Source organism: Pseudomonas sp. 1 (assembly GCF_056626735.1).
This window is the reverse complement of record NZ_JBWXMQ010000030.1, coordinates 1-15,122: the sequence shown is the minus strand read 5'-3', so window position 1 is coordinate 15,122 and position 15,122 is coordinate 1. Positions and strand designations below refer to the sequence as shown.

10 protein-coding genes and 1 pseudogene are annotated in these 15,122 nt (G+C 55.3%); 3 read left to right on the top strand and 8 right to left on the bottom strand.

Going from position 1 to position 15,122, the window contains the following annotated elements:
• Positions 1-16 precede the first annotated feature (16 nt).
• Positions 17-736: a fimbrial biogenesis chaperone gene (locus AC1MDC_RS27930; RefSeq protein ID WP_480394137.1), complete on the bottom strand. Its 720-nt coding sequence runs from the start codon at positions 734-736 to the stop codon at positions 17-19.
• Positions 737-787: 51 nt separating this feature from the next.
• Complete coding sequence (locus tag AC1MDC_RS27925; RefSeq protein WP_234205282.1) at positions 788-1,378, bottom strand: fimbrial protein; 591 nt, start codon at positions 1,376-1,378, stop codon at positions 788-790.
• A 277-nt stretch (positions 1,379-1,655) separates the two neighbouring features.
• Here AC1MDC_RS27925 and AC1MDC_RS27920 point away from each other — a divergent pair, with 277 nt between their 5' ends.
• The gene (locus AC1MDC_RS27920; RefSeq protein WP_085702126.1) at positions 1,656-2,090 is read left to right on the top strand and encodes a YeeE/YedE family protein; all 435 of its coding nucleotides are present in this window, start codon (positions 1,656-1,658) and stop codon (positions 2,088-2,090) included.
• A gap of 2 nt (positions 2,091-2,092) precedes the next feature.
• On the top strand, positions 2,093-2,512 hold the full coding sequence (locus tag AC1MDC_RS27915; RefSeq protein WP_085696169.1) for a DUF6691 family protein: 420 nt from the start codon (positions 2,093-2,095) through the stop codon (positions 2,510-2,512).
• Positions 2,513-2,600: 88 nt separating this feature from the next.
• On the opposite strand, the gene AC1MDC_RS27910 is transcribed toward AC1MDC_RS27915, so the two are convergent.
• Entirely contained in the window at positions 2,601-6,344 is a 3,744-nt protein-coding gene (locus tag AC1MDC_RS27910; RefSeq protein ID WP_480394136.1) for an autotransporter domain-containing protein, read from the bottom strand.
• Between the two features lie 435 nt (positions 6,345-6,779).
• On the opposite strand from AC1MDC_RS27910, the gene AC1MDC_RS27905 reads away from it, so the two are divergent.
• A complete protein-coding gene (locus AC1MDC_RS27905) occupies positions 6,780-7,439 on the top strand; it encodes a hypothetical protein (RefSeq protein WP_480394135.1) in 660 nt (219 codons plus the stop codon).
• A 62-nt stretch (positions 7,440-7,501) separates the two neighbouring features.
• Here AC1MDC_RS27905 and umuC read toward each other — a convergent pair whose 3' ends face one another.
• The 5 genes and pseudogenes from umuC to AC1MDC_RS27880 form a co-directional block, all read right to left on the bottom strand.
• Positions 7,502-8,779 (bottom strand): translesion error-prone DNA polymerase V subunit UmuC, encoded by a 1,278-nt coding sequence (gene umuC, locus AC1MDC_RS27900; RefSeq protein ID WP_480394134.1) that lies wholly within the window; start codon positions 8,777-8,779, stop codon positions 7,502-7,504.
• Entirely contained in the window at positions 8,772-9,197 is a 426-nt protein-coding gene (locus tag AC1MDC_RS27895; RefSeq protein ID WP_085702940.1) for a LexA family protein, read from the bottom strand. The genes umuC and AC1MDC_RS27895 overlap by 8 nt, the downstream gene beginning before the upstream one ends.
• A gap of 489 nt (positions 9,198-9,686) precedes the next feature.
• On the bottom strand, positions 9,687-10,037 hold the full coding sequence (locus tag AC1MDC_RS27890) for a hypothetical protein (protein WP_480394133.1): 351 nt from the start codon (positions 10,035-10,037) through the stop codon (positions 9,687-9,689).
• Positions 10,038-10,040: 3 nt separating this feature from the next.
• Positions 10,041-14,912, bottom strand: a complete 4,872-nt coding sequence (locus tag AC1MDC_RS27885) for an RHS repeat-associated core domain-containing protein (RefSeq protein WP_480394132.1) — start codon at positions 14,910-14,912, stop codon at positions 10,041-10,043.
• Positions 14,909-15,122: pseudogene (locus tag AC1MDC_RS27880) on the bottom strand (DUF4123 domain-containing protein); the annotation flags it as partial. The gene AC1MDC_RS27885 and the pseudogene AC1MDC_RS27880, both read right to left, overlap by 4 nt.

Sequence of the window (15,122 nt, the reverse complement as noted above, 5' to 3'; positions counted from 1 at the left end):
GGAGAGGGGAGCGGCGTCAGAACTTGATCGAAGCCGTGTGTTCGATCAGTGCGCCGTAGTCATTGATCGATTCCCAAACGACCCGGGCATCGCCGCCCAGTGAGGCAGGTAATCCTTTGATGGCCATTTTCCGGGAACCTCGTGGGCCGATCATGGCGGGCTCCAGCGGGTATTCTTTTTCGCCGATCGTCACGCTCATCTTCGCGAAAGAAACATGAAAGGCTGAGTCATTGGTCGCCAGCAATACGGCTTGGCCGGCGGTTCTCAGAATGTTCCACTTCAAAGCTCCGGCGGCCTCTTCTGCGTTCCCTGGTAACCCGTTGGGGCGGTAGAACAGCTTCAGGCGCTGACGAAAAGCCACTTGCAGGCTGTTCTCGGAACTGCTGATTTGAGGGATTTCCTGCACGCTTACCCAGACCACCGATTCTCGGTCCTCCGGCAGTCCTTTGCCCTGGTAAAAGATCCGCAACGTCTGTTGCTTACGGTGACCCAGGCGCGCCAGTGACGGGGTGATTGCAAAAGGAATCTCACGATCGGCCTGACCTGGACCGGCCTCGATCCAGGACTGGATCATGATGTCATCGTTGCCTTCATTTCGAACCTGAAGCGAGGCTTCATGACTGGACGCCGGAAAGATGATCCTCGTGCCGCCCACTTGAATGCCCGCGTCGGAAGCGTCGGATAGCATTGAAAGTGTCAGTAAAAAACAGATACGAACGAAATTACCGGTATTCATCAGCGACTCGCAGAAAACGAGGGGCGTGTAAGCCCCTCTTTTTTGGACGATTTACTCGTACGTCAGGGTGAAAGGCAGAGTGCCGTTGGCAGTACCTGGCTTGAGTTCGGCACCGTTGGCCACATAAGAGGCCCGCATGCGCAAATCGGCGGAATACTTGGCGTCCTTACCTTCACCTTGGACCGTCAGTGGGGCGGAGTACGTTTCGTTTCCGGACATGTTGATCAGTTGGTTGTTGTCGTCGAACATGCCGATTCCCACACCCTCGGCACTCCCTGTGATCTTCAGCAGACTGTTGTTTTTCGGATCGACTCCGGAGCCGGACATCGGGTCGAAGCCAAACTTGACCGTCGTCAGGCCGGCGGCGGTGTTGCCGCAGTCCAGGTTGAGGTTGATGGCAGTACCGGCTGCAATGTTGCCTTCGCCCGCACCGTTAATGGCATCCATGCTGACCTTGCCGAGGTTCACGTCAACGATCTGCTGACCAGCACCACCGCCCACCGTGGAACCGGCGCCGGCAGACGCGATGCACGACGCCGCGACAATTTCGCCGGTGAAATTGATGGTGCCGTCAGCCGCCATCGCCGTGCCGGTCATGGCGCACACAGCCGTGGACAGCATCAGAAACTTAATTGCTTTCATGGAGATAAAACTTCCTTGCAGTGTTAGATCAGGCAAATAGCGCCGTGATGCAGCGCGAGGAAATTCTAGGAATCGGGGTAGGGGATAGGAACAAGAAAAATCTTGTGTGATAGGGGGAGGATTCTTGAATGCAGTTGTGGTGTTTGCCTATTACTTGGATTCGACTACCCACAAACTCATCAATTATCTGATGCACAGCTTCGCAATCTCCCATTAGCCTATGTTGTTGCTTCGCTGATCAACGTCTTTACCAGCACTTGTGTACAGGAGATACAAAATGCACATCGATTGGATCAACTTCACACCCTGGACGTCATTAGGCGGCGGCGCCTTGATAGGGCTGGCGGCCAGCTTGTTCGTTCTCGCTAATGGTCGTATCGCGGGCATCAGCGGCTTGCTAGGTAGCGTGATGCAATTTGATAGTGAAGGCTGGAGCGAAAAGGCGTTGTTTCTTCTTGGTCTTTTACTTGCGCCCTTGTTGTGGGGAGCGTTGACCGTTTTGCCGGAAATAGAGATCAAGACAGAGTGGCCGGCCCTGATTATTGCGGGGCTGCTCGTCGGCGTGGGAACCCGTTACGGCTCGGGCTGTACGAGTGGTCACGGCGTGTGCGGGATCTCCCGGTTGTCTCCTCGCTCCATCGTGGCAACGGTGTGTTTTATGACCGCCGGCTTCGCAACGGTGTACGTCATTCGTCATGTTTTGGGAGCTTGAAGATGATCAAGTTGAGCGCATTTTTTGCAGGGTTGATCTTTGGCTTAGGTCTACTCCTGGCAGGCATGGCGAACCCTGCCAAGGTATTGGCTTTTCTTGATGTCGCCGGGGCTTGGGATCCGTCACTTGCTCTGGTGATGGGAGGGGCCATTGCAGTGGCGGTTATTCCCCTGAATTGGGCGCGCAAGAACAAGCAATCCTTGCTGGGTGCCCGCATGCAGTTACCCGTAAAGCGAGAGCTGGACCCCCGCTTGATTGGCGGCAGTCTAGTGTTCGGTGTTGGTTGGGGAATTGCGGGGATTTGCCCTGGGCCGGCTGTAGCTACTCTGCTGACGGGGCACTGGCAAATAATCATTTTCGTGTTGGCTATGTTGGCCGGTATGTATTTGTTCTCTGTATTAGAAAGCCGACGCATGTGTTGATCAGGTGATAACCATGGACGTAAATGACGGAAACGCTGTCAGATACCTGCACCAGCCGAGTGTTCTATTGAGACGCCGCTCCCTGATATCAGAATCGCGTTCCGAGTCTGAGCATCAGCGCATGAGATCTGGAGTCGTCCCCCAATCCGTATGACCCTTGATAGGTCACGCCTGTCGTCAAGCCTCCTGGCAGTGAGAAGTCAGCTCCCAGCGCGACGGTCATCAGGTTTTCGCTTTGTCCCTGGGTGGATACGCCATAGGTGGCGTCACTGATGTCGGCGTACCCCATGCGCGCCGTGCTGTCACCGCTGAAGGTGTGGCTGTATTCGAGGCGACCACGCAGCGTCAGTTCCGTCGGCTTCAGCGACAAGCCATATTGCCCCCGCAAACCACTGGTTCCGGACAACACGCTCATGCGTTGTGCCGCGTATGCCAGGTCGAGCGCGCCGCTGCCGGATTCGCGAAATCCATCGAGCTTCGTCGATGACACGTCGACACGGCCATAGGGTGCGATACGCCAGGTGTCTTCCCTGAATTCATAACCCGAGCTGAGCGAGCCGAAGATCTGATCGCCATCACGCGAGCCCTTGGCGTATCCGCCGTTGTCGGTCACATAGCGGCGACTGTCGAACGACAGGTTGCTGTACCCAAGCAAGCCGTCGATGAATACGCGACCCGGGTGGAAACTGCCGTAGATTGCGCCGCTGAAGGAGTCGCCTTTGCTGTGGCTGCCTTGGGAACCGATATCGCTGGAGTCCCGGCCGTACCCGAAACCGATGCCGGCGGTGAAGGCATCAAAGAAGCGATAGTCGACGCCGGCGCTCATGCCGACCATGGTGCTGTCGAGCTTCACATCGTCTCGGCGGGTATCGCTGACGTTGACGTAGCCACCACTCCAGAACGACAGGTTCTCATCTCCCAGGAGTCCGTTGTTTGAGCCGGGCGCTGCGGACAATTGTGGGGAGGTTGTGCGATCGCTGCCACTGAGTGACGACAGCGCCTGGTACATCTCCGAGGCGCTGGTATTGCCGGTGCGTGACTGGCGTGATTGCGGCAAGCCGAGTTGTAAGTTGAAGCTGCTGCCACGACGGTTCTCTTTGTCGTGCAGTTGTTCGAGGCGGTCGTTGAAGTTGTCGATCTGTGCGCGGGCAAAACGTGCGGCACTTTGCGCTTGGGCGCCGAGCATGCCGATCACTTCCTGGTCTTTGCTCGGGTCGGAACGTCCGGCCACTTGCAGCGTCAGGGTGATGGGTTGCGACGCGCCCCAGCGATTGCTGAGGGTGTAACGGATGATCGCAGCGCCTGAAGCTTGTGCGGCAGCCACGAATGTCAGATTCGTCCCGCTGAGCGTCGTCTGTCCCATGGCTTTGGAAGGCGTGTCCAACAATGCCGCGCCGGTGAATGGCCCGCCGCTGATGCCATCCGCCAGGTTCACGGTGACTGCCTGCCCGGCGTACAAGGATGCGCTGCGGTCGGCGCCGCTTGGCAACGTGCCGCCGATGCTCAGGCTGTAAGCGACATTGAGCGTCGCACCGGTGGCGTCCGTGATTTGCACGGCAATGGTCGCCGAGCCTGCTTCCGAAGGTGTGCCGGAAATTGTCCCGGAGGAGGCATCGATGTTCAGGCCCGACGGCAGACCAGTGGCGCTGAAACGATAGGGGCTGCTGCCACCGCTTACGCTCAATGCTTGTGAGTAACGGGCACCGATTGTTGCCGCTGGCAGCGATCCGGCGGCGGGGGAAACGATCAGGGTAGGGGCTGAAATCGTCAGATTGACCGTCGCTGCCGGCGAGGTGCCTGAGGCATTACTGGCGGTGTAGGTGAAGCTGTCCGTCCCGGAGAACCCGGCCACTGGCGTATAGGTGATCGTCAGGCCTCGGGCCATCGCACTGCCGTGCATTGGTGCAGTGACAACCGCGACCGACGTGGCTGCTCCCCCCGCCAGAGACAGCGCAATACTGCCGCTGCTATTGGCAGCGATGGCGGCGGAAACCGGGTTGGCCACAGGCACTGGCCCACCGGCAATACTCAGCGTGTAATTGGCATTGCCGACGGCGCCATGTTGATCCGTCACGCTGACAGAGAGGTTGTAGCTGCCAGGACTGGCGGGCGTACCACTCAGAACGCCACTGGCTGCATCGAGAGTCAGCCCTGCGGGAACTCCGGAGCTTGTATAGCTATACGGCGCCGAGCCGCCGGTCGAGCTGAATGATTGACTGTAGGCCGTTCCCACCTGACCGGCAGGCAACGCACCAGCGGCCGGGGTCAACACCAGTGTCGGCGCCGTCACCGTTAGCGTGACCGTCGCGGGGGAGGAGGTGCCCGACAAGTTACTGGCGGTGTAGGTGAAGCTATCTGGACCTGAGTAACCTGTCACGGGGGTGTAGGTGATCGTGGTACCACTGGCAACCGCTGAACCGTGGAGCGGGGCAGAGGCGACAGCAACCGAACTGGCAACACCGCCAGATAGCGCGAGGTTCACCGGCGTACTGGCATTGGCGGCAACCGTGGCAGAAACAGCACCGGTGACGGGCAGTGCACCGGCGACGATGCTGACCGAATAACCCGTGCTCCCCGTTGCGCCATGGCTATCGGTGGCCGTAATCGTGAAGTTGAAACTGCCGACACTGGTGGGTGTACCGCTCAACATGCCGCTGGCCGAATCAAGGTTCAAACCGGTCGGAACAGCCCCTGAACTTGCGTAGCTGTAAGGCGCGGTTCCGCCCGCAGCGCTGAGCGATTGACTGTAGGCCGTGCCGATCTGGCCTGCGGGCAAGGAACCCGGGGTCACCGCCAGTGTTGGCGGTGTCACGGTGATGGATACGGTGGCTGCCGAAGAGGTACCCGCCGTATTGCTCGCCGTGTAAGTGAAGCTGTCCGTTCCCGAATAACCCGCAGCCGGCGTATAGGTGATGGAGGTGCCGCTGGCGGTGGCAAGCCCGTGTAAAGGGGCGGATGCAACGGCAACCGACGTCGCAGTACCGCCTGAGAGGGCCAAAGTGATCGGATTGCCGGAACTGTTGGCTGCCAGGGTCGCGGACACATTGCTCGCATCTGGCGCAGCGACGGCCCGAGTGACCGTGATGGTGTACAGGTGCGTGGTACTCCCGTCCTGGGCAGTACCCAATACGCTGATCGTGTTCGACCCCGTGTTCAGGCTGATTGCTGGCGATGTAGCACCCGAGCCCACACTCATTCCGTTGATCGTGATCGTGGCGTTACTGTCGGAGGCCGTCGGCGTAAAGGTGATTGACGATACGTTGCTCGCGACCGCGACATTGTAGGTACTGGTGCCCGATGAAAATGAAGGCGACAAAGTACCGGCTGAAGGGATCAGGTTCGACAGGGAGGCATCGCTGGAAACCGCCGCACCACAGTTGATGGTCACCGTGCTCAGGTAGGTGCCGACCTTGGTGCTGATGAACAGCCCGTTGGTCAGATTTGCAGCCGAAGCACTGCCCGCATGACTACCTGCACTGCCGGTATTACTGCGGTAGTCGAAGTAGGGCGAGAAGGTGGTCGGGTTGCGCAGGATCACGTTATCGGCGGACGACGGATTGCTGTTGCCGACGTTGCCGCCGTTGTCACTGAACGTGACCGAGACGCTCTCGCCGGCAGAAAAGGAACCAGCAGGAAAGGAGCGAGAAAAGCTACCCGAACCGCTCAAACTGTTGAGCGTCGTGCAGCTGGCCGATAACGCGTACGCCGAAGATGAATCAAACAGCAGGCTGCAAATGGCGAGTGCCATGAACACAAAAAATCTGGAAACCCTGAATGAAACGTACCGACCGTTCATTGACGATGTTTTGACAAACTTTTGTGTTGAATACATGCAGAGAAACCTGATTCAGAGGCGGAGCGCGCAATGCTGCCCATTCTGTCGACTCGTACGATATCGACTGCGCAGAATGAGTCTTTAAGCCGTAGTTAGAGGTGACTTGCGTGAACGTCGCCAGGCGCCGAGCAGGACTTGAGCGAGATGATGGCAATATGGCATTGCTCGTGAAAAGTCTCAATCTTCTCAGAGGTACAAGGTCGGGTGAAGGTTTGCTCTACAGGAAAAAGATGCACACGAAAATCGTAGTAATTAGCCCACTTCAAAAGATAATCAATGACTCGCAATACACGGTTCAAACGCTACTGATCCTGCCACGCTAGCTGAAACCTCCTACTTTTTTGAGGCCGCGACTTTGTTAGCGTACGTGACTGCATTTGTGAGCGTGCCCGAAGTCCAGGCCGCTATCTAAAAAGATCAGGGAGGCGGACAGTGAAGGATCACTTGTTTAGTAGGACGGGGGCCGGATCGAGTAGAGCAGCGCTACTGCGCAAGCGACTGGACGATCTCGGTAACGTGTTTGAGTTTGTAACAATGACTGTTGATCAAGACGCCAGGGGTGGGGCAGGTTTGCATCGATATGCTTTGACAGCGCTTTACGATCAGATCATGGCCAGTCAGCGTGACTGGCATCAAAGGGTTATTCGGAAGCTGCCGATAGCTGACTACCCCGAACCGAGTATGAGTTGGAACCTGGATGATGCGGTGGGGGAGGAATTGAGCCAGCAGCAGTTAGCCAATCTTCTGCGGACAGATATCGACGCCATTGGAATCCCGGCACTTTACCTCGATTTCATCCGGCCACTTTCTTTGCCAAAGGTACTTGATGCGGCTGGAGTGGGGCGCGCACTTTTTACTGAATGGGTCGACACCATAGGGCTTTTGGATCAATGCGATGTGGTGGCGTTCAGTTGGTTGAACAGACCAGGTCAACCTTTGTCGGCGCCCCTGAATGGACACAATGAAAGTGCAGTATGGACAGACTTTTTTCATCCAGGATCCTTGCCCGATTATGCCTGGTGTCTGACTGTATGGAATCCGGAGCGTCGAACAATATCGGCATTCGCAGTCTGTTCCACGAGGCAGATGTAAGAAATCCCGTTCTTGGCCACGCTGCTTTGCCGGCTAACTAGATCACCAGAAGCATTTCGTCGTTAACGACAAGAGACCTTCCACAATTGATCGAGTCTTGTCGTATAGCTTTGGCTCATCATTTCGCGACGCATTGCCCAGGCTGGATTGGCTGGAACACTCCCTGCTCGCAGCGTGCCCCGACCCCATCGCTGATTGATCTGATCAAGCACGGCCATGGTCTTTGTCGCTTCGCCAGGTTGTGAGGTGGCAAACAAGTCGTCGGTGTATTCACCGTGCTGGCAAAGATTCAGCAACAGAACCTCGGCCTTGCTGTATTTGAAGCCTGGTCTGAACAAGTGCTCAAGAGCATCGGTGGCTACCTTGGTCAGCAGTCTCACGTCATCAGTCGGGTAAGGTAGATCAACCACTACGCCGTTGGCGTATTTGGCTTCCTCCGGATTAAACATGCCGGTACGAATGCTGACTCTGATTTTCTTGCAAAGTGAAAGCTGTGCTCTGAGCTTCTCTGCCGCCCGCTGCACGTAGGTGGCGACCGCTTCTCTGATTGGCGGTAGCTCCTTCAGGCGCTGGCCAAACATTCGGCTACAACAAATCTCCTGTTTAGGAGGGTTCGGCTCATCGAGTTCAAGGCAGGGGGTGCCTGCTAGCTCTCGTGCCGTTTTCTCAATGACTACGCTGAAATTTTTACGCAACGTCCAGGCATCGGCTTTGGCAAGGTCCATAGCTGTTTTGATACCCATGCTGTCCAAATGCGATTTCATTCGCCGGCCGACTCCCCATACCTCCGCGACATCGGTGTTTCGCAACACCCAATCCCGTTTGTGTGGATCGCAGATGTTAACGACGCCGCCAGTTTGAGCTTGCAGGCGTTTGGCGGTGTGGTTGGCCAGTTTGGCCAAGGTCTTGGTATGAGCGATTCCTACGCCGACAGGGATGCCCGTGCAGCGCAGAACCTGACTGCGTATCTGACGGCCTAGTGGGTCGAGATCTTTAATACCTGTGAGATCGGCGAATGCTTCGTCAATGCTGTAGACCTCAACCGCCGGCACCAGTGACTCAATGACTGTCATCACTCGCTCACTCATGTCGCCGTAGAGCGCGTAATTGGACGAGAAGGGGACGATACCGTGCTGGCGGAGTTTGTGCTTTATCTGGAAGTACGGCTCACCCATTTTGATCCATGGTTTGGCGTCTGCTGATCGTGCGATTACACAACCATCATTGTTGGACAGCACGACGATCGGGACCTTGGCTAAGTCTGGACGGAATACTCGCTCGCAGCTGGCATAGAAGCTGTTGCAGTCGATAAGAGCGAACACGGGAAGGGATTTAGACATGACTGCGTACACTACCGGTGATGACTCCCCAAATTGCCAACTCGTCTCCCTCTAGCACGTAGCGGGGAGGGAATTTGGGGTTCTCAGAGAGCAGGATGACGTCCTTGCCGCGAAGGCAAAGACGTTTGCAAACGGGATCGTTGTTTAGCAGGGCAACCACGATGTGTCCGTGAACGGGCTCTATCGAGCGGTCTACTACCGCAAGGTCCCCATCAAAAATACCTGCACCCTGCATGCTCTCGCCTGTGATCGAGACAAGGTAGACGTGTGGGGCCCGGATGTTCATCACCTCATCCAGCGAGATGTGGGCTTCAATGTGATCCGCTGCGGGAGAGGGGAAACCAGCCGGCACGCTGGCGAGGCAAAGGGGCAGTTTTCGGCCGCCCACGGCGATTGGGCCTAGGATTGAAAAGCTCATGACGCACGACTTCCGATACTGTACGAATGTACAGTTAACGATGCAGAATGGTCGACGTCAATTTGGTTGAAGGAAAATCTGACAGTCGGGTGTAGATGTGACCGTTTTCGCTACGGTTTGAAGCGTCGGTTCAGCCCCGGGCTCTGGTGCTATGGCATTCTCACGTCAGAGCGCGCTATGAAGGGAGCTTCAAAGGCCAGTTAACCATACATGAATAAAAGGTCGTCAATGAGCTTAAGTTCTTGCCGCGTAAACTGGACTCTATTAAATTGTCGAATGTCCTCAAGCACCCCTCTGATTGGAACTTGCCGTGAAGAGTCCTGAATGATCTTGATCAGATGATCATAGTGGGGATCCCTTCCCTTGAGGTACTTTTCGATCAGCTCTTGTAGAGCTAAACGATATTTATGGTCGATGAGCAAATTATTCAAAAAAGATTAGTAGGAGAGAACTCCCGTCGTCTCACCAAAGAGACGACGGGAAAATTTGTTACTGGTAAAGCCCTGACGAGGAATCTAGAACGTTCAGCAACTCTTCAGAAGATATGGAGTACTGATTCAGATCGGTCATATCCAAGTCTCCCCAGCTTTGATTGTCATCAATTTCCAATACTAACAAACCGATATTCTTCTGCTTAAAAAAACTGATGATGTCACGAACTTCCTTTTCGCGCTGAACGTGATCATTCCCGTATAGCTCGCAGGTGTAGAAAAATCCTTTCTCTCCCATGGCTAATTTTTTCTGCGAGCCAATCAGCGACATTTTGAAGCGCTGATGTAGAAATTTTGCAGCTTCAATATCGTTTGTCGGTGTGGCAGCAGCAATGCTTATTTTAGTCATCGTTCAAAAGTCCTCGGGAACAAGAGGGTTCAGCGGTTTCCCCATTGTGTCATTTTGGAAGTTACCACCATGCCACCTGAAGAAATGCTCATCTCGTGTAGCAGGATAAATGTTGAATGGTTTGTCAGCCAAGTGCGGATAGTCCAACGCATTGTACAGGTGATGACCTTCGATGGTTTTGCCATCAAATTTCGGCCTCTTACCGCTTTTGATAGCGTCGGCCTGGGTTTCATCCCAATTCCGTGTCCCCGCTTCACCCGCACGAAGTCGTTTGCGCTCTTCTGACCAAAAACGATCTACACCACGTTGGCGCCGATTTGAGAAACGTCTATCCCAGTCCAAGTGTGCAACTTCATCTTTTGTTGCCGTTCTGTTGGCGACTTTGCCTTGCAATACCTTCTTCTGAGGGTCTCCGAGAGGTTTGTACGGCGTCTCATAGCGGGGGACTTCCGGGGTACCCTCATCCACAACCGGTTTTTTTTCGGTCGTTTCAGGCTTACTTTCTCCGGGTTGAGGGCAACCTTCTAAACCTAGAGGGTCAACCCACCCCGTAGGGTTAGGCACGTACTGGTAGTTATTCAACCCACCAGCAAGCTTGATCGGATCCGGAGTCAGAAAACGCCCAGTCCCCGGATTGTAGTAGCGATGCCGGTTGTAGTGTAGGCCCGTCTCTGCATCGAAATACTGACCCTGGAATCGCAACGGGTTGTCGATTTCACTGACATCCAGTGCCGCGAGGTTGCCGTAGGCGCGGTACTTCGCGGACCACATGATCTCGCCACTGTAGTCGGTGAGTTCCTGCGGTGTTCCCAGGTGATCGAGTTGGTAGTAGAACGGCGTTGCCTTGCGCGGGCCTTCGCCGTCGAGCATGGCCAGCGGGCGGAAGCTGCCGGGTTCGTAGATATAGGTGCGATAACGGTTGTCGGCACTTTCGGCGATCAGGCGTTCGCCTTGCCACAAGAATTCGGTGGTATGGCCATCGACAGTTTTCTCGATGCGGCGACCGAAGGCGTCGTATTTGTAGGACGCGGTTCTGCCACCCGGCAGGCTCGCGCCGATCAGTCGATGCTGGCAATCGTAGCGATATTCGGTGACGAGTTTCTGTCCGGTGCCGCGGCGTTCGCGGATCAGGTTGCCATAGGCGTCGTAGTCGTAATGGCGGTCGCCCTGCATCAGCAGACGGTTGCCTTTCACGTTGGCGAGGTTGGCTGTGCCTTCGTTGTTCTGCCCAAGCAGGTTACCGGCCGGGTCGTGGGCAAAGGTTTCCGGTGTCGCGCCACGTACGCTGGTCAAGCGGTCCAGCGGGTCGTAGTGGAAGCTGCGGTTGCCCTTGCGGCTGTCGTCGATGCCGACGAGGTTGCCGTTGGCGTCGTAGTTGTAGCGACGCTGGAACAGGTTTTTTTCACGCTGGCTGACGCTGTGCGCTTGCAGGCGACCTTGTTCGTCGTACTGGTATTGGCTGAGCAGCAGTCCTTGTTGGCGTTGCTGTTCGCGACCGGCGCTGAATTGGTGGCTGGTCAGGCGTGAGCCATTGAGGTCAATACTGCTAAGGCGTCCCCCTGAGAGATGACGGTAGTCGAGTGTGCTGCCATCGGGGAGGCGGCAGTGACTCAGTTGTCCGACGCTGTCGTATTCGTAACGTGTGGTGCCCCAACCCTGGTGTTCGGTGATCAGGCGATCCTGCACGTCGTATTCGTAGGCAAGCGGCCAGTGCCCGTCGTCGACATTCACCAGACGACCCAGGGCATCGTAGCTGTAGTGAATCTCTTCGCCATCGGCGAGGGTTTTCACCAGCAGTCGTCCGGCAGCGTCACGCTGATACTCGGTGACCAGTTCGCTGCCGTCGTCGCCGAATTCGGTTTTCTTCAGCAACTGGCCGTTGAGGTCGTATTCGTACGCGGTGCGGCGGCCGTCGAAACCGGTTTCCTGCTGGATCAGACCGTTGGCGTAGTAGTCGAGTTTGTAGTGCTCGCCGCGCTCGTTTTCGATTTCAGTGAGCAGCAGACCCGCGTTGTCGTAGCGATAGAGTAACTGGCTGCCGTCCGGGTTGATGCGGCGGCTGACCAGATGCAGGTTGTCGGCGTATTCGTAGCGGGTAATGCGGCCGAGCTCATCGCGTTCGGCGGTGACGCGTCCGTACGGGTTGTAGGTGAAGGCACGGGTGGCGCCGCCGGGGAGGGTGATCTGGGTAAGGCGATCGACGGCGTCCCATTGATAATGGGTGATGGCTCCGAATTCGTCCTGACGCGTGATCTGGCGTCCAAGTGCGTCGTAGCGGTACTTGCGTTGACCACCATCCGGAAGGCGTTCTTCAAGCAATTGACCGAGATTATTCCAGCCCAACTGATGGCGACTGCCGTCTTGATGCTGAACCTCAAGCAGACGACCTTTTTGGTCGTAGGTGAAATTAGTCTCGTTCCCATTAGGATCGATTTGTTGGGTGATATCTCCCTGTGTATTGCGAGAATATTGCCAACGGGCCTTGCCACGTTTGACTTCGACGAGCTGGCCGTTGAAGTAGTTGTAGTGAGTCGGCTCATCCTCAGGTGGAAATACGGCTATTAACCGACCAGCGTCGCTGTATTGATACTCGGTGATGGCTCCCATTGGATCTTTTACAGCAACCAGGCGTCCCTGATCGTCATAGGCATTCTGCGTTTCTGCACCATCGGCAGTGGTTTGGCTGAGCAGGCGTGCATTTTCGTCGTGCACATAAACCTGTTCACTGCCATCGGCGTTGTGAACCGTCACCGTGCCTTTGTCATCCCACTCGTAGCGAGCTTCCAGTTGTGAATAGTTGGCCCAATGACGTACGCAACGGGAGAGTTTGCCTTCACGTTCCCATTCCCAGAAGAAGCTGGCGCCACCGGCCAGTTGCCGCTCAAGGATGACGTGCTGATCGTTGTAGCGGTAATGCTCGGTTTCACCTGCCGCATTGGTCGCGGATACCAACTGGTTTTGCGCGTTGTAGCGATAGGTGATGAGGGTCTGAATAGTCAGCCATGGATCCTGGCGCTCACCACGCTCGTTATACTCGGCTCGTTGATGCTGATGATCTACCGAGGTGATGTGGCGATCGTCGTAACGAAAGAGCAATGCGCGTCCAGCGCCATTGTCAACTCTCTGGATACGTCCAACCAAGTCATAACTGATGTGTACTTGATTTCCGTACGAGTCGCTAATTGTCGTCAGACGGTCAGCCCGGAAATGATAAAAACGATCGGCTTCTGCAGATTGGTTGAGGATCAACTCACCTGGAGCATCGCCCAGGTAAATCGCAGACTCCGCGAGGCTATTGATGATAGTGGGGCGCTGCTGAGTCGGGATTGGGAACCGGGTCTGGCGGTTCTCGTTGTCCGTCCAAAGCACACCGTCATCGTCGAATTTCAAGCGATGAGAAAGCGAATGACTCCAGCCATGCCCCAAACGGTTGTCTATTTCGACTGCACTGCTTCGGTAAAGGCGTGTCCACTCCAGACGTAACAAACCGCATAGTTCACCATCAGTCAGGGTGAGTAGTTCCTCCCCCGTGACCATGGAGACAGGCTCACCATTGGTGCAAGTTTTTCCAGAGCACTGTGCGGGTTGCTCCGCCGGATTCTTCGACTGTTCCGGAGCGTTTTGAACCGACTCTTTTTGTTCCAGACGCGTTTCACTCTGGGTTTTGCTTCGCGTGTGAATCTGCGCGTCTGGTTCAACCTTGGCACCCGCAGCCGGTGTGGGATGTTTGGGCTGAACGGCCGATTGAGCTGGCATGTGAGGTGAGATCTCTGCCGCGACTTTTTTGCTTGAGTTGGTCACTCCAACGCCGGAAAGCCTCAACGGGGCGGCTGCCTCCGCGTGTACTTTTGAGCGAATGCGGCTGATTTCGATCAGCTTGGCGGTGAGCTTCTCTACCAGTTTGAGAGCTTTTTCAGCCTGCAACGTTGATGTGACAGTTTTGGCGCCAGCACGTAATGCAACACCAAGGCCGGCAGTGAAGATAATCCCGAGAATAATGTAAACAATTTCAGTCTTGAGTCGTGCGACAACTTGCGCGCGCGTTTGCGGTGGCAGCATAGTGACCCAAGCCCATACCGCAGAGATATAAACCCATAGAAGTGGCTCATCACATGCAATCAAGAATGCGGTTCTGAGAGACTCCTTCGATGAGTTATATATCTTTTTGATGGCTTCTTCGGTGAAGTACTTTTTGAGCTTTTCATAATTTTTTCGAGGGTTAGTAACCAAGTCGTAGAGCGACGTGATGTCGCTCCAAATGCTCATTATGAAACTCCAGAAACCATCCCAGTCTGCCTGCATTTTCTGCCAGAGCTTTTCTGACAAGGATGCGTTGCTGTGCTCCTTCCAGAGTGGCAGGCATGTTGTGCTCCATTCATTTTCAAGCCATTTTGTCAAGTCACCCATGACGTCATCATAGGATTTGAACAGGCGTTCAAGGTCTGCAGGTGTCGGATTCGGAAAGAAGGAGACCCGATACCGTTGGTGCGGCTTGAGGTCGGAAATAACCTCAATACCGCTAGGGCCGATTTTCTTCGTTAGGGCGGGCCCCATCGGTTTGTTTTCTTTATCGACGGGTATTAGCTCGATTGGAGTGTTTCCAATAGGAACGAACCTTGCGGACTCGAAGCTATGAATGAGTGTTAGCTTTCCATTTTCAGGACAAGTTGCATAGTTTACGGCCCTTTCTTTACTGTCCTTGGGCGCAGGTTTTAATACTTCGTCACCGACCTGAAACTGTTGCTCCACGTCAAGGCCAGGTAAGTATCTGGCCTTGGAACGATAACCTGAGAGGCAATTTTTGAACTCGGCAATTATCTTTTTCGGGTCTGGCTGTTTCTCGGTGAGATAAATAAAAGTTTCGCCCAGGCTCATACATCTACCTCACTTTCCAGATGGGCCTTCAGCAGGCCGGTAAAATTTTCTTCCGTGAGTGGCGTGCGTTTTACGAAGCGCGCCACTTTCTTTTGCAGGTTTGATTCCGGGAACGAGAAGTACAGGTCTGCATGCTCTTCCTGCAACCACTGCATCATGTTGCCGATGATGGTCGACGGGTTTTCAGCCATCAGGCTGTCCAGTAGATCT

Coding starts and splice junctions, on each gene's coding strand:
- AC1MDC_RS27890 (WP_480394133.1), bottom strand. CDS start 10,037: ATGACTAAAATAAGCATTGCTGCTGCCACACCGACAAACGATATTGAA.
- AC1MDC_RS27925 (WP_234205282.1), bottom strand. CDS start 1,378: ATGAAAGCAATTAAGTTTCTGATGCTGTCCACGGCTGTGTGCGCCATG.
- AC1MDC_RS27920 (WP_085702126.1), top strand. CDS start 1,656: ATGCACATCGATTGGATCAACTTCACACCCTGGACGTCATTAGGCGGC.
- AC1MDC_RS27895 (WP_085702940.1), bottom strand. CDS start 9,197: ATGAGCTTTTCAATCCTAGGCCCAATCGCCGTGGGCGGCCGAAAACTG.
- AC1MDC_RS27915 (WP_085696169.1), top strand. CDS start 2,093: ATGATCAAGTTGAGCGCATTTTTTGCAGGGTTGATCTTTGGCTTAGGT.
- AC1MDC_RS27885 (WP_480394132.1), bottom strand. CDS start 14,912: ATGAGCCTGGGCGAAACTTTTATTTATCTCACCGAGAAACAGCCAGAC.
- AC1MDC_RS27930 (WP_480394137.1), bottom strand. CDS start 736: ATGAATACCGGTAATTTCGTTCGTATCTGTTTTTTACTGACACTTTCA.
- AC1MDC_RS27910 (WP_480394136.1), bottom strand. CDS start 6,344: ATGTATTCAACACAAAAGTTTGTCAAAACATCGTCAATGAACGGTCGG.
- umuC (WP_480394134.1), bottom strand. CDS start 8,779: ATGTCTAAATCCCTTCCCGTGTTCGCTCTTATCGACTGCAACAGCTTC.